Genomic DNA, 13,916 nt, shown 5'->3' with positions numbered 1-13,916 from the left:
CCGACGCCCGGCTCAGTTCGAACCGACCGACAGTCCTGCTGACGGCACCATCGACAGATTCGCCAGGACCTCGTGGGTCGCGCGGGAGAAGTTCAGCGTGTTGAAGTGCAGACACGGGGCGCCCTCGGCGATGAGCCGCTCGCAGAGTCCGGTCGCGAACTCGATCCCGACCTCGCGCACCGCCGGCCGGTCCTCCTCGGGGCCGTCACCGGCGGCCGACCGCAGCTTGTCCGAGAGACCCCTCGGAAGCTCACAGCCGGACAGCTCCACCATCCGGCGGACGACCCGCAGACTCGTCACCGGCATCAGGCCGGGGATGATCGGCTTGGCACCCTGCTCCGGGTCGGCCGCGACGACCCTGTCACGCAGGCGCAGATAGTCGTCCACGTCCCAGAACATCTGCGTGATCGAGTACTCGGCACCGGCGCGCAGCTTGCCGACCAACACCTCCGTGTCGTGATCGAGATCGCGTGCGCGATAGTGCCCCTCGGGGAACGACGCGACGCCGACGTGGAAGTCGCCCACCCCGTGGATGAGACGGACCAGTTCCGCCGCGTAGTGGAGCCCCTCGGGATGTGCGGTCCACTCACCCAGCGGATCGCCCGGCGGATCACCTCGGAGAGCCAGGATGTTCGACACACCGGCCTCGCCGTACAGGCGGATCATCTCGCGCAGCTCGTCGACAGTGTGACCGACCGCTGTGAGGTGGGCGATCGGCAGGATGTCGGTCTCCCGCACGATGCGTTCGACCACCCGGACCGTGCGGTCCCTGGTCGATCCACCGGCACCGTAGGTGACGGACGCGAACGACGCCCCGAGCTCCGAGAACACCGAGGCGGCCCGCCAGAGCCGGTCCTCCGCGGCCTCGTCACGAGGCGGGTAGAACTCCACGGAGAACGGAACCCGGGGAGTGGTCGACGCGGCGATCCGCTCCACGATGCTCGGGTGCCGGCCACCGTCCGTCGGAACGAAATCGGGAAGCTGGGTCACACGACCAGACTAGCCCGACGCGCGGAAAGCCCCTTGTCCGCCCGCCGACTAGGATCGTCGACGACGAGGGCGTCCACACCGGATGCCCGGAAGGGAAGGTGCCCGTTGGCCCCGGAGACTCGTCCCGACGACGGAGAACGCGTCCTCGCCGCCCTCCGCCGTCACATCGACGGGCGACGCGCGGTCGTGGACGGCGTCGACGGCAGGGTGGGTCGCCTGGTCGGGTTGCTGTCGGACTTCGTGCTCGACGGCGGCAAGCGCATGCGCCCCCGGTTCGCGCTCGCCGGATGGACCGCCGCGGACCCTGATGGCGCGCCGGTTCCCGACGAGGTGGTGACCGCCTGCGCGGCCCTGGAACTGATCCAGGCCTGCGCGCTCGTCCACGACGACATCATCGACGCCTCCGACACCCGCCGGGGCCGACCGACGGTCCACCGCAGGACCGAAGCGGCGCACCGCGACGCGGACTGGGAGGGTGACGCGGGTCGGTACGGCGTCTCGCAGGCCATTCTCCTCGGAGACCTCGCCCTCACCTGGGCGGACGAGATGTTCGTGACCTCCGGCGTTAGCGGAGACGCACTGACCAGGGCGCTCGCGCCCTGGTACGCGATGAAGACCGAGGTGCTCTCCGGGCAGATGCTCGACATCCTCGCGGAGGCCTCGGGCGCCACCGACGAGGTCACCCCGGCTCGCGTGAACCGCTTCAAGACCGCCGCCTACACGGTCGATCGTCCGCTCCACATCGGTGCGGAGCTCGCGGGTGCGGGCCCCGAGACCATCTCGGCGCTACGGGACTACGGCATCGCCGTGGGCCAGGCGTTCCAGCTCCGGGACGACCTGCTCGGGGTCTTCGGCGATCCGGCGGTCACGGGCAAGCCCTCCGGCGACGACCTCCGAGAAGGCAAGCGGACGCTGCTCCTCGCCCGGGCCACGACCCTCGCCGACCCGGCCGACGTCGACTTCGTGCTCGGTGTCCTCGGCACGGAACTCGACGAGGCCGCGCTCGAGCGGGTCCGCCGCATCTTCGTGGACTCCGGCGCCGTTGCCACCGTCGAGGCGGAGATCGACACGTTGACGACCCGGGCGCTCGACGCCATCGACACCGACGCCGTCACCGCGAGCGGGCGGGACACCCTGCGGGACCTGGCCGAGGCCGCCACCCGCCGCCGGGCGTAGACCGTGCCGCCGGCCACCGAACCGACCCCGGAGACGGGAGCGTCGTTGTCGTCGTCGTCCACACCGGCGACCACGACAGCCCGGGTGACGCCGGTGGCACGGGTGACGACCTCGCTGCGCACCGCCCTCGCCGGCCCGTCGGGACCGGCCCTGCGTCGCGGGGTCCTCGGCTCGGCGCTGGTCACCATCGCCGGTTTCGGCGTCGGGGCGCTGCCCGCGGACGGCGGGCCGGCCGTGGCACTGGGTCTGCCCGGCTACACCTACGGCCACGGCGCGATCCTGGCGCTGATCCTGTGCTGGATCGGCGTCCTCCTCCTGGTCACCTCCTGGCTCGCCCTGGGACCCCGCGCCGTCGCCGGACGCCTGCCCGTCGGTGACGGCGCGTGGGCCACCGCGCTGTGGTCCGTCCCGCTGCTCCCCGCCGTCCCCCTGTTCAGTGGTGACGCCTGGTCCTACCTCGCCCAGGGCGCGATGACCGGCGCCGGGGGCGATCCCTACGAGCTCGGGCCGGACGCCAACCCCGGGCCCTTCACCGACGAGGTCAGCCCCGACTGGCGATCGACCCCGACCCCGTACGGTCCCCTGCACCTGCTGCTCATGCGCATCGTGGCCGGACTGTCCGGAGGGCACCCGACGGTCGGGATCCTCCTTCTGCGAGTGGTGGTGCTGCTCGGCGTCGCCGCGATGCTCCTGCTGATCGTGGCCGCCGCCCGGCGACTCGGGGTCGACGCCGGCCCGGCCGTCTGGATGGCCGGCGCGTCACCGCTGACCGTCATCCACCTGTCCGGCGGCCTCCACAACGAGGTGTTCCCCCTTGTGGCGTGCCTCGCCGCGGTGGTCCTCACGCTGGACCGTCGGTACGCGTGGGCCGGCGTGGCCGTGGGCCTCGCCGTGGCGTTCAAGGCCACCGCGGTGATCGTGGCGCCCTTCCTGCTGTGGATCGCCCTCGACCGACGTCGACACTCCCCCGACGCCCGGCCCGGTGGCCACCCCCTGACAGGTGCGATCAAGGACATGGTGATCTCCGCGATAACGGCGTCGATCGTGTTCGCTCTGGCGACGCTGGCCTCGGGCACGGGACTCGGCTGGATCTCCGCGATCTCCGTCTCCGACCGCGTGATCAACTACCTCAGCGTCCCCACCGCCGTGGCCCACGTGCTCGGCGCCGTGATTTCCTCGCCCGGTTTCGCCGACATCCTCGCCGTGTCCCGGGACGTGGGCCGCCTCGCGCTGGCGCTCGTGCTGGTCGTGGTGTGGTGGCTGTACCGCCGCGACACACGCACCGCGGTGCGCGGCGTCCTCGTCGCACTGATCGCGTTCATGGTGCTCAACTCGCTGGCGTGGCCCTGGTACTACGTGTGGGTCACCGCGTTCTGGATGCTGGCACGCCCCGGACCGCGGTCGACGACCGCAGCCGTGGGGGTGACCTTGTTCCTCGTGACGGCGATCGGGCCGAACGGCTCGACGAGCCTCTACAGCCCAGTGATCGTGGTGGCCTCGGTTCTCGCCTCCGTCGCCGCCGCGGCGTGGTGGTGGCGGACGACCTCCGACAGCCGGGACGGAGACGTCACGGCGTCCTGACGTCCGGGTCCCCGGTTCGGAACGTCATGGACCGCGGTCAGAAAGTGATGGCCTGTGGTCAGAACGCCATGGCCTGGGCGCGACGGACGACCTCACGCGCCCGGTGGCCGTGGAGGGCGTCTGCCGGTCGTCCCGGAAGGGACTCGTCCGCCTCGAACAGCCACCGCAGGATCTCGTCGTCCTGGTAGCCGCCGTCGCGGAGAACGGAGACGAGGCCGGGGAGGAAACGCACGACCTCGTCGTCGTCGTCGAAAAATACCTCCGGTACCACCACCACGCCGTCACGCTTGATCGCGATCAGCGCGCCGTCGCGCAGGAGATCGTGCACCCGGGTGACCGGGATGCCCAGCCTGTCCGAGACCTCCGGGAGGTTGACGGTCGGGACATCAGCGGGCAGGACGTCGTCGCAGTGCGGGAACTTACTCACGGACACCAGGCTAGTACCCCGACCCCCGACGGGCAGCACCAGCGGCGTCGGGACTCCCGGTAGCGCCATCCGGACACCTGACACCGGTTCCGGCATTCCACATCGGGGACGGGAGGGGCAGAATGGACCTCATGAGTACCCACGACGCGCAGCTTCCGAGGCCGGGCACACTGCTCGACGGGCGGTACCGGCTCGATGCCGTGATCGCGCGCGGCGGGATGTCAATCGTCCACCTCGCCACCGACGAGCGGCTGGACCGTCACGTGGCCGTCAAACTCCTCGACCCCCAACTCGCCGGGGACCGGGCGTTCGTCGACAGATTCACTCTCGAGGCACGCTCCGCCGCACGGCTCTCGGACCCCGGCATCGTCCAGGTCTTCGACCAGGGCGTCGAGGGCGAGACCGCATTCCTCGTCATGGAACTCGTCCCCGGTGGCACGCTGCGCGAGCTCCTCGACGAGCGGGGGCCCATGCCCCCGTACGCGGCGGCCGCCGTGCTGCGCCCCCTCCTCGGGGCGCTGAGCGAGGCCCACGCCGCAGGCCTCGTCCACCGCGACATCAAGCCGGAGAACGTGCTGATCTCCACGAACGGCGCCGTCAAACTCGCCGACTTCGGCCTGGTCCGCGCCGTCGCCGAATCCCGCGCCACCTCGAGCAGCGTCGTGATGGGCACGGCCGCGTACCTCTCCCCCGAACAGATCTCCGGAGCGGACACCGACGGCCGCTCCGACCTGTACTCCCTCGGGGTGCTCGCCTACGAGATGCTCACCGGCGAACCGCCGTTCAGCGGCGACAACAACATCGCGGTGGCCTACCGCCGCCTCGAGACCGACGTCCCCGCGCCGTCGGACCACTCGGACCATGTCGCCGAGGACCTCGACCACTTCGTGCTCCGCGCGACCCGACGCAGCACCGCGGACCGCTACGCGGACGCTGACGAGATGTTGCAGGACCTCGGCCGCGCCGCCCGCGACGGCCGCTTCCCCGACTACGTGGTCCCCGCGCCGCGGGAGTCCTCGTGGTCGCGGGCCCGGGCCAACGCCGCCCGCTCCGCCCCCGGCAGCGAGTCCGAGTTCGACGCCGCCGACAGGGAGAGCGGCGAGGCCGTCCGGCACGGGGCCGGTCCCGTGCCGACCCGCGTCGAGACACGGATGATCCCCGCCACGGGGGCCCCACCCGGGTCCGGTGGACCGCCGGGGACCGGCGGACATCCCGATGAGCACGCCCCTGATCCCTCCGGCCACCCGCAGCACTGGAACGGTGCCGCGGCAGGCCCTTATCCTCCGGGAGAAGTGGAGGTGGCGCCGCAGCGGGACATGATTCGTCCCCGTCGCAAACCGGGACTGCTGTGGCTGATCGTGGTGCTCGCCGCCGCGATCGCCCTGGCAGTCGCCGGATGGTGGCTCGGATCGGGCCGGTTCGTCGAGGTGCCCTCGGTGCAGGGCATGTCCGTGGGGCAGGCCACCGAGGCCGTCACCGGCATCGGACTGACGGCAACCACGCGTGACGCGTTCAGCAACGACGTTCCCCCGAGCCAGCTCATGGGAACAGATCCCGCCGCCGGATCACGGATCCCCCGGGGCGACACCGTGGACCTGTTGGTCTCGGTGGGCCGCCCGGTCGTGCCCGAGGTCGGCGCGGACCGGTCCACCGACGCGGTGTCGGCGGTGCTTCGTGAGTACTCCCTCGAGCCCGTGCGCGGCGAGACCACCCATTCCGACTCGGTCCCCGTGGGCGAGGTCGTGTCGTTGGACCCGCGTCCCGGCACGACCGTCGACGTGGGGACCCGGGTGGCGATGGTCACCAGCTCCGGTCCGGCACCGGTCGCCGTGCCCGACGTGGTGGGGCTACAGGAGGACCAGGCGCGTGCCGCGATCGAGGGTGTGGGCCTGACCGTGTCCGAGGTGGAGAGGGTCTACGACGACGAGGTCGACGGTGGGCACGCCGTGGGCACCAGCCCGGACGCCGGTTCAGACGTGTCCCGGGGCGACGCCGTGACGCTGCTGGTCTCCAACGCACTCACGGTGCCCGACATCCGCGACGTCCCGCTCGACGAGGCGACCGAGGTCCTCGAGAAGGCCGGGTTCACCATCGTCACCGAGCCAGCCGTCACCGACCGTCGGATCACCGACGGACGTGTGGTGAGCACGGAGCCGCCCGCCGGCACCCGACTCGACCCGGTCAACGCGGTCCTGCGTGTGGTCCCGTCGGATTCCGTGCGCGTGCCCGTGGTCCTGGGGGCCAAGGCCTCCGACGCCCGCAAGACCCTCCGGGAGGCCGGGCTGGAGGCCACCATCGACACCGGCACCGGCAGCGGCATCGTCTACGGACAGACTCCGCTGCCCGGTCAGCTCGTTGCCCGGGGCACCGAGGTCGAGATCGACGCCCTGGGCTGAGCCGCGGCCTGGACAGACTTGCCGCCCCGGGCTTAACCGCAGCCCTGGGCAGGACCGTCAGCTGCGGAGCATCTCCGCGACCAGGTAGGACAGCTCCAGCGACTGCTGGGTGTTGAGCCGGGGGTCGCAGGCGGTCTCGTAGCGGCCTTCGAGGTCGAGGTCCGAGATGTCCTGGGCGCCGCCCAGGCACTCGGTGACGTCCTCGCCGGTCAGCTCGATGTGAATGCCGCCGGGATGCGACCCGATCGCCCGGTGGACCTCGAAGAAGCCCTGCACCTCGTCGATGATCCGGTCGAAGTGACGGGTCTTGTAGCCGTTCGACGTGGAGTGGGTGTTGCCGTGCATCGGGTCGCACTGCCAGATCACCTTGTGACCGGTCTCCTCGACCGCCCTGACGATCGGGGGCAGCGCCTCGCGGACCTTGTCGTTGCCCATACGGGAGACAAGGGTCAGGCGGCCGGGACGGTTGTCCGGATCGAGCTTCTTCACGTACTCCACCGCGAGTTCCGGGCTCGTGGTGGGACCGATCTTGAGGCCGATCGGGTTCTGGATCATCGACGCGAACGCCACGTGGGCGTCGTCGATCCCACGGGTCCGCTCGCCGATCCACAGGAAGTGGGCCGACAGGTCGTACAGGCCCGGCTCGGCGTCGCCGCTGAGTCCCGTGCCGTCGTCGGCCAGGCGCAGCATGGCGCGCTCGTAGTCCAGGACGAGCGCCTCGTGCGAGGAGTATATGTCCGCCGAGCGGAGGTTGGCGTCCGAGACACCGCAGGCATCCATGAAGCGCAGTCCGCGATCGACCTCGGCTGCCAGCGCCTCGTACCGGGCGCCGGCCGGGGAACCGGCCACGAACTCCATGTTCCACTCGTGCACGCGGTGTAGGTCAGCGGTCCCGGACGCGGTCAGCGACCGGACCAGGTTCATCGCGGCGGCCGCGTTGGCGTAGGCGCGGACCAGCCGTGACGGGTCGTGCTGCCGGGCTTCCTCGTCCGCCTCGAGGGCGTTGACCATGTCCCCACGGTAGGACAGCAGACCGGCGCCGTCACGGTCCGCGGAGCGTGGCTTGGCGTACTGGCCGGCGATGCGGCCGACCTTGACCACGGGCATCGAGGCACCGTAGGTCAGGACGACGGACATCTGCAGGAGGGTGCGGAGCACCCCCTTGATGTGGGGCTCGGTGTTGGCCTCGAAGGTCTCCGCGCAGTCGCCGCCCTGGAGGAGGAACGCCCGCCCGTGGGCCACCTCGGCGAGACGGTCCGAGAGGTGCTCGACCTCGGAGGCGACACAGATCGGCGGCACACTCTCGAGGACCTTACGCATCGCGGCAGCGTGCTGGGGGTCCCACGACGGCTGCTGGAGGGCCGGCCGGGAGAGCGCATCCGCCAGCTTCCTGTCCAGGTCCGCGGAGAGCGGGGGCAGTTCGGGGAGCTGTGCGATGTCGACGTCGACTGTCCAGTTACTCACCTGCGCGAGAATACGCGACGTGACGCGACCCGGGGCGTCAGAGTCCCAGGTGAGGCGATTTCGCGGCGATCGCCCGGAACCGCATCATCGCGTGGCGCGCGTCAGCCAGCGCGTCATGTGATCCGCCAGGGTGCGCGGGGAGTTCGGGCCTGCCGGCCATCTCCCACAGCTGCCGCACGTCCCGGGTGAACTTGGGCATGGCGGCCGGCAGTGCGGTCATGTCACCCCAGAGTTGGCACACCGCCACGTGGTCGTACGCGCCGATCCAGGCCCACATCTCGACGCCACCGGTCGGTGGTGCGGTGACGAAGTCGAACAACTCGTCACGGATCCGCGCCCTGGACATCCAGGCGGGCGAGGACGGACTGGGGAGCTTGGGCAGCACGTTGCGACGGACCCAGGGGCCTGCGGCGGCCGCGTCGAACTCGGTGGAGACGGCGTAGAACTCGCGGCCGTCGTCGGCGACGACCCCCACTGAGATCAACTCGATCGTCGTGCCGTCCTCGATGAACTCACAGTCGTAGAAGTAGCGCACCTCGTCAGCTCTGCTCGCCGGCAGGCTGGTCGAGGAGATTTCGGCCGGACGCGCGCACCTGCTCGAAGCGCTTCTTCATGTCCGCCCCGTAGGTGTCCGGCAGGTATTCCTGACCGGTGAGCTCCTGGATCCGGAGCATCAGCTGATCGGTGATCTCGCGCTCGGCGGCGCGGTCCCCCACACGGTCCGCCCACGGGGTGATGTCGAACTGCTCCCCGACCATGACCCGGATCTCCGGTCGACGTCCGAGACGCGGCCGCGTGAGCCAGCGGATGTAGTCGCCGGTTCCGGTCACACCGATCGGGACGATCGGCACCCCGGCCCGCATCGCGACGCGGACGGGCCCGGTCTTGCCCCGGTAGAGGCGGCCGTCCGGGGACCGCGTGCCCTCGGGGTAGATGCACAGGATCTCGCCCTCACCCAGTACCTCCAGCCCGGCGTTGATCGCGGCCTGGGCGGCGTCGGCGTTGGTGCGGTCGATGGGGTGCTGACCGGAACCGGCGAAGAAGAAGCGGCTGAGTGCGCCCTTGATGCCGGTGCCGGTGAAGTAGTCGCTCTTGGCGAGGAAGGTCACGCGACGCGGCATGAGCAGCGGCATGAACAGCCAGTCAGCGACGGAGAGGTGGTTGCCCACGAGCAGGGCGGCTCCCTCGCGGGGGAAGTGCTCCCGGCCGGTCACGACCCGTCGACTGGTCAACCGCAGGAAGGGCCCGATGAGCACGAACTTGAACAGCCAGTACAGCAACCTGGTCACCGGTCCTCGGGTCGAGTGGGATCGTCGTGCGTGGATATTACCCGGCGTGCCGGGTGGAGCCCGACGGTACGAGATGACTCGGCCACAAGTCGGGGTCCGGGACGAATCGCAGCACGACGCTGCGGGTGTCACTGTCGTAGTGGGAGTCCTCCAGCGTGCACCGTGCCAGCACCGACGGCAGTCGTAGGATGGCGCGGAATCCGTCGTGGTCGAGCCGGAGCAGGTTCCCGTCGACGGTTCCGGCACCGGTCGGCATCGTCGGGGCCGGGTAGGCCACGAGGTACTCGCCCGAGTCGTCGAGCTCGATGTCGGGGGTCACCGCACCCCGGGCCAGCTCAGCCATCGCCTCGGTCCGCTCGGGGGCCTCGCCCGCCACGACCACCTCGAGGGGGCCGGAGAGGAACGCCGTGACGTCGGCGGCCAGCAGCGACAGCCGGTGCGCCTCTCGGACGCGGGGGTCGGCCATGTCACCGGCCGCCATCGACGCGAACCGGACGTGCGCGGGCCACCGACTATCGACGAAGGCCGTGAGCTCGCCGGCCGCCGCGAGGCGACGGACCGCGGCGAGGTCACCATCGAGTTCCACCACCACCACGTCCCAGTACCCCGAGGCCGCGGCCCGTCGGGTGTACTCCCAGCCGAGCACGGCGGACAGCGGAGTGTCGCTGCCCGCGGACAGCGCCGCCAGCACGTCGTCCCCGGGATCCACCGCGCCGGACAGGTAGGCCTGTGTGCGGGCGACCGGGTCGTCCGCGCGCACCTCGACGGCCCCGACGTCCGTGGTGTCGAGCCGTGGGTCCACGGCGTCGGGGTGGCCGGTCAGGACGAGGGCGGAACCCGCGGTGCGGGCGATGACGTCCGCGGTCAGTTCGGCGCGTCTGGTGGGATCTCCCCCGAGGACGACGACGACATGGGTGTCCATCACCGGGCCTCGGCCCTCCTCTTCAGTTCGCTGAGGGCGTCCCCGAGGATCCGGCGTTCGGCCCGGGTGCGCAGGCTCCCGATCACCGGGACGGCGAGCTCGATCTCGAGTTCGTAGTCCACACGCGTCCCGCCGGCGACGGGCTCGAGTCGGTAACTGCCGTGCTGTGACGACTGCAACGTCGAGGACTCCAGTTGCCATTCGACTCCGCGTCCGTCCTCGGACCACGAGTAGACCAAGACGTACTCGTCGGCGATCGCTCCGGCGAGGAGCTCGAACCGCACCCTGCTCGGATTGCCGTCGGAGCCCGTCGTCAGGACCTCGGTCACCCGGATCGAGTTGGACCACTCGGGGTACCCGGGAAAATCGGAGATCACGGCCATGACGTTGTCCGGCGTCGCCTCGACCACCGTGGAGTCCCGGGTCGGCCAGGCCTCGGGTACACCGTTGTCGTCGCTCATACCCCCAAGCTTCACATATCGGGCTCCACGATGCGTCGCCGCCGAGGGCCGAGTGCCCGGAATCCCCCGGTGGCGTGGCCGGGCTCGACGGTCGCCTCACCTGTTACGACGGGTGCCTTACCTGTTACACAGCCACGGGGATAGTGTGTTTCCAGACATACTGCGATCGTTTCCACCGGGAGGACCCTTTGCGCGAATACGTCGCCGCACCCGCCAAGTTCACCGTCGACGATGACTGGTCCTGCGTCCAGTCGGCGTATGACCGTGCGGCGCGGACCCCGAACAACGTGGCGTTCCAGCGCCCGGTCCACGGACGCTGGATCGACGTGACCAACAAGGAGTTCGCGGACACCGTCCGCTCGGTCGCACGGGGACTCGTGGCCCGCGGTATCGAGGCCGGAGACCGGGTCGCCCTCCTCTGTTCGACGCGGTACGAGTGGAACGTCATCGACTTCGCCATCTGGGCTGTCGGCGGCGTCACCGTCCCGGTGTACGACTCCTCGAGCTCCGACCAGATCCGCTGGATCATGGAGGACTCGTCGGCGCGCCTGATCATCGTGGAGAAGGACACCCACGCCGCGCTGGCCCGCGAGGGCGTCGAGGGCCTGTCCCCCGTGCCCGCCGTCGCGGTGATCGACGGCGACTCCCCCGTCATCGATGCCCTGATCGCCGAGGGCGCGGACGTCGACGAGTCCGTCCTCGACACCCGTCGCGCGTCGGTTCGGGCCGACTCCCCGGCGACACTGATCTATACCTCCGGGACGACCGGCCGCCCCAAGGGCTGCATGCTCACCCACCGGAATTTCATGTCCGAGACGCTGGCGGTGCTCGAGACGCCGTTCAAGTCCTACCTGCGCGACGACGCGACCACCGTGATGTTCCTCCCGCTGGCCCACGTGCTGGCCCGTGCCATCACGTACGCCGGCTTCCACGCCGGGGTCACCATCGCGCACTCCTCTGATATCGCCAACCTGGTGGACACGTTCGGGGAGATGCGTCCGCACTACATCCTCGCGGTGCCCCGTGTGTTCCAGAAGGTGTTCACCAAGGCACAGGCCACCGCCCAGGACGGCGGCGCGTTCAAGGCGTGGATGTTCGAGAAGGCCACGGGCACCGCGGTGGCCTACTCCAAGGCCCGTCAGGCCGGTCGGATCGGTCCGGTGCTCAAGCTCCGTCACGCACTGTTCTCCAAGCTCGTCTACGGCAAGCTCGTGGCCGCGCTGGGTGGCCGGTGCGAGATCGCGATCTCGGGAGGTGCGGCACTCGGTGAGCGCCTCACGCACTTCTTCGACGGCATCGGGGTGAACATCTTCGAGGGCTACGGCCTCACGGAGACCTGCGCGGCGATCACGGTCAACACCCCCGGCAACCTCCGCATCGGCAGTGTCGGTCAGCCGCTTCCGGGGTGCGCGGTCCGCCTCGCCACGGACGGAGAGGTCGAGGTCTCGGGTCCGGTCGTCGCCACGGGCTACTGGCAGAACGAGAAGGCGACCGCCGAGTCGTTCTCCGACGGCTGGTTCCGGACCGGTGACCTCGGATCGATCGACGAGGACGGGTACCTGAGGATCACCGGCCGCAAGAAAGAGATCATCGTCACCGCCGGCGGCAAGAACGTCGCCCCCGCGCAGCTCGAGGACGCCCTGCGGGCGGATCCGCTCATCGCCGAGGCCGTATGTGTCGGCGACGGCAAGCCGTTCGTGTCTGTTCTGCTCACGCTCGACCCAGAGGCCCTCGAGCGTTGGAAGACGCAGAACGGCAAGACCGGCTCGCTGTACGAGCTCCTCAAGGACGCCACCATGATCCAGCACCTCGACCAGGCGCTGACGGCGGCGAACAGGGCGGTCTCGCACACCGAGTCGGTCAAGAAGTACCACGTGCTCCCGGACCAGTTCACCGAGGAGACCGGAGAGCTCACGGCGTCACTCAAGGTCAAGCGGAACATCGTCCACCAGAAGTACGCCTCGCAGATCGAGGCGCTCTACGCCTGATCGACCCGGCGCCTGATCCGCCCGGCGGCGAGATGCTCGCCGCCGACCACCCCGGAACGCGTGTTCTCGGCCGTCACCGGCCCGAGAGCACGCGTTCCATGTCCCGAGCGAGATCCTCCCAGCGCCAGCGGTCGAGTACCCAGTTGCGGCCGCGCATCCCCATCGCCGCCGACCGTGGCCGGTCACCCAGGATCCCGGCGACGGCGTCGGTGATGTCGGCCAGCGACGTGCCGTCGACCACCGCACCGGTGCGACCGTCCAGGACGGTCTCGGGCGCTCCCCCGCTCCGGCCGGCCACGACGGGCACCCCACACGCGGAGGCCTCGAGGTAAACGATCCCCAGGCCCTCCACGTCGAGTCCCCCGCCGCGCGTGCGGCACGGCATGGCGAAGACATCCGCCATGCGGTGATGGTCGACGATCTCCTCGGCGGGGACACGGCCGGTGAAGATCACGCGGTCGGTAACCCTGTGTCGCCGGGCGAGTCCCTCGAGGGTGCGCCGATAGGGGCCTCCGCCGACGACGACGAGGACCGCCCCCGGCACCCGCCTGGCGATCTCGGGCAGCGCTCGGATGAGCATGTCCTGACCCTTCCGTGGCACGAGGCGGGACAGGCAGACGATCACGTCCCTGTCGGCCACCCCGTATCGCTCACGGATCGCCTTCCGCGCCGCGGGGTCCGGACGAAAACGGTCCGTGTCCACCCCACCCGGCTGGTGCACGAGTCGGGCATGTGGACCGAACGCGGACGTGAACCGGTGGCGGGTGTAGTCACTGACATAGGTGACAGCGTCGGTCGAGTCGCCGATCAGTCGCAGGATCTGCCTCGATCCGGGGAGCATAGACCAGCCGACCTCGTGACCGTGCGTGCTCGCCACGATCCGCGTGACCGGCCCCGTACGGAGAACCGGGGCCATGGCCGCCAGCGGCGCCGCCGCCCCGAACCAGATCGTCGAGGCGCCGAAGTCCTCGGCCAGACGCCGTGCCCGGGTCGCCAGGTCCGGAGTCGGGAGGAGCATCTCGGTGGGCACCCGCTCCACGACATACGGCTTGCTCTGGTCGTACATGGTGGACTCCTCGCCTCGGAAGGTCGACGCCAGTACGGCGACGTCGTCCGGGTCGAGGTACTCGAGGTAGGTCTCGAGGTACGACTGGATTCCCCCCGGGCGCGGCGGGTAGTCGTTGGTGATCAGCAGGGTCTTGGTCATCGATTCAGAGAGTGC

General features: G+C 70.3%; 12 protein-coding genes. 4 read left to right on the top strand and 8 right to left on the bottom strand.

What is annotated here, in order from left to right; all coding sequences use genetic code 11:
• Window positions 1-12: 12 nt before the first annotated feature.
• Window positions 13-990 carry a methylenetetrahydrofolate reductase [NAD(P)H] gene (metF, locus tag OPF83_RS03800; protein WP_264885873.1) on the bottom strand — a complete coding sequence of 326 codons (978 nt, stop codon included), beginning with the start codon at window positions 988-990 and terminating at the stop codon, window positions 13-15.
• Window positions 991-1,095: 105 nt separating this feature from the next.
• Between metF and OPF83_RS03795 the strand changes: the two genes are divergently transcribed.
• Both OPF83_RS03795 and mptB read left to right on the top strand, forming a co-directional pair.
• A complete protein-coding gene (locus OPF83_RS03795; protein WP_264885872.1) occupies window positions 1,096-2,166 on the top strand; it encodes a polyprenyl synthetase family protein in 1,071 nt (356 codons plus the stop codon).
• A 93-nt stretch (window positions 2,167-2,259) separates the two neighbouring features.
• Window positions 2,260-3,747, top strand: coding sequence for a polyprenol phosphomannose-dependent alpha 1,6 mannosyltransferase MptB (gene mptB / locus OPF83_RS03790; protein WP_264885871.1), 1,488 nt, complete (start codon window positions 2,260-2,262; stop codon window positions 3,745-3,747).
• A 58-nt stretch (window positions 3,748-3,805) separates the two neighbouring features.
• On the opposite strand, the gene OPF83_RS03785 is transcribed toward mptB, so the two are convergent.
• Window positions 3,806-4,174, bottom strand: a complete 369-nt coding sequence (locus OPF83_RS03785) for an Rv2175c family DNA-binding protein (protein WP_264885870.1) — start codon at window positions 4,172-4,174, stop codon at window positions 3,806-3,808.
• 131 nt (window positions 4,175-4,305) lie between these two features.
• Between OPF83_RS03785 and pknB the strand changes: the two genes are divergently transcribed.
• A complete protein-coding gene (gene pknB, locus OPF83_RS03780) occupies window positions 4,306-6,570 on the top strand; it encodes a Stk1 family PASTA domain-containing Ser/Thr kinase (protein WP_264885869.1) in 2,265 nt (754 codons plus the stop codon).
• Window positions 6,571-6,627: 57 nt separating this feature from the next.
• On the opposite strand, the gene OPF83_RS03775 is transcribed toward pknB, so the two are convergent.
• Genes OPF83_RS03775 through OPF83_RS03755 form a run of 5 tightly spaced genes read right to left on the bottom strand, consistent with a single transcriptional unit; the run spans window position 6,628 to window position 10,706 of the window.
• Complete coding sequence (locus tag OPF83_RS03775) at window positions 6,628-8,034, bottom strand: class II 3-deoxy-7-phosphoheptulonate synthase (protein ID WP_264885868.1); 1,407 nt, start codon at window positions 8,032-8,034, stop codon at window positions 6,628-6,630.
• Between the two features lie 37 nt (window positions 8,035-8,071).
• Window positions 8,072-8,569 (bottom strand): polyadenylate-specific 3'-exoribonuclease AS, encoded by a 498-nt coding sequence (locus OPF83_RS03770; RefSeq protein ID WP_264885867.1) that lies wholly within the window; start codon window positions 8,567-8,569, stop codon window positions 8,072-8,074.
• 4 nt (window positions 8,570-8,573) lie between these two features.
• Window positions 8,574-9,323, bottom strand: coding sequence for a 1-acyl-sn-glycerol-3-phosphate acyltransferase (locus OPF83_RS03765; RefSeq protein ID WP_264885866.1), 750 nt, complete (start codon window positions 9,321-9,323; stop codon window positions 8,574-8,576).
• Between the two features lie 37 nt (window positions 9,324-9,360).
• Window positions 9,361-10,245: a hypothetical protein gene (locus OPF83_RS03760; RefSeq protein WP_264885984.1), complete on the bottom strand. Its 885-nt coding sequence runs from the start codon at window positions 10,243-10,245 to the stop codon at window positions 9,361-9,363.
• Window positions 10,245-10,706, bottom strand: coding sequence for an SRPBCC family protein (locus OPF83_RS03755; RefSeq protein WP_264885865.1), 462 nt, complete (start codon window positions 10,704-10,706; stop codon window positions 10,245-10,247). Before OPF83_RS03755 ends, OPF83_RS03760 begins: the two co-directional genes overlap by 1 nt.
• A gap of 188 nt (window positions 10,707-10,894) precedes the next feature.
• Between OPF83_RS03755 and OPF83_RS03750 the strand changes: the two genes are divergently transcribed.
• Window positions 10,895-12,694 carry a long-chain fatty acid--CoA ligase gene (locus tag OPF83_RS03750; protein ID WP_264885864.1) on the top strand — a complete coding sequence of 600 codons (1,800 nt, stop codon included), beginning with the start codon at window positions 10,895-10,897 and terminating at the stop codon, window positions 12,692-12,694.
• Window positions 12,695-12,767: 73 nt separating this feature from the next.
• On the opposite strand, the gene OPF83_RS03745 is transcribed toward OPF83_RS03750, so the two are convergent.
• Window positions 12,768-13,901: a glycosyltransferase family 4 protein gene (locus OPF83_RS03745; RefSeq protein ID WP_264885863.1), complete on the bottom strand. Its 1,134-nt coding sequence runs from the start codon at window positions 13,899-13,901 to the stop codon at window positions 12,768-12,770.
• Between the last annotated feature and the right edge of the window lie 15 nt (window positions 13,902-13,916).

The sequence above is a fragment of the Dietzia sp. NCCP-2495 genome (assembly GCF_026011735.1).
Classification (GTDB): domain Bacteria; phylum Actinomycetota; class Actinomycetes; order Mycobacteriales; family Mycobacteriaceae; genus Dietzia.
This window is presented reverse-complemented; position numbering and strand designations above follow the sequence as displayed.

Excerpts from the sequence above, each read along its gene's own strand:
- pknB (WP_264885869.1), top strand. The coding sequence starts at position 4,306 with ATGAGTACCCACGACGCGCAGCTTCCGAGGCCGGGCACACTGCTCGAC.
- OPF83_RS03760 (WP_264885984.1), bottom strand. The coding sequence starts at position 10,245 with ATGGACACCCATGTCGTCGTCGTCCTCGGGGGAGATCCCACCAGACGC.
- OPF83_RS03755 (WP_264885865.1), bottom strand. The coding sequence starts at position 10,706 with ATGAGCGACGACAACGGTGTACCCGAGGCCTGGCCGACCCGGGACTCC.
- OPF83_RS03745 (WP_264885863.1), bottom strand. The coding sequence starts at position 13,901 with ATGACCAAGACCCTGCTGATCACCAACGACTACCCGCCGCGCCCGGGG.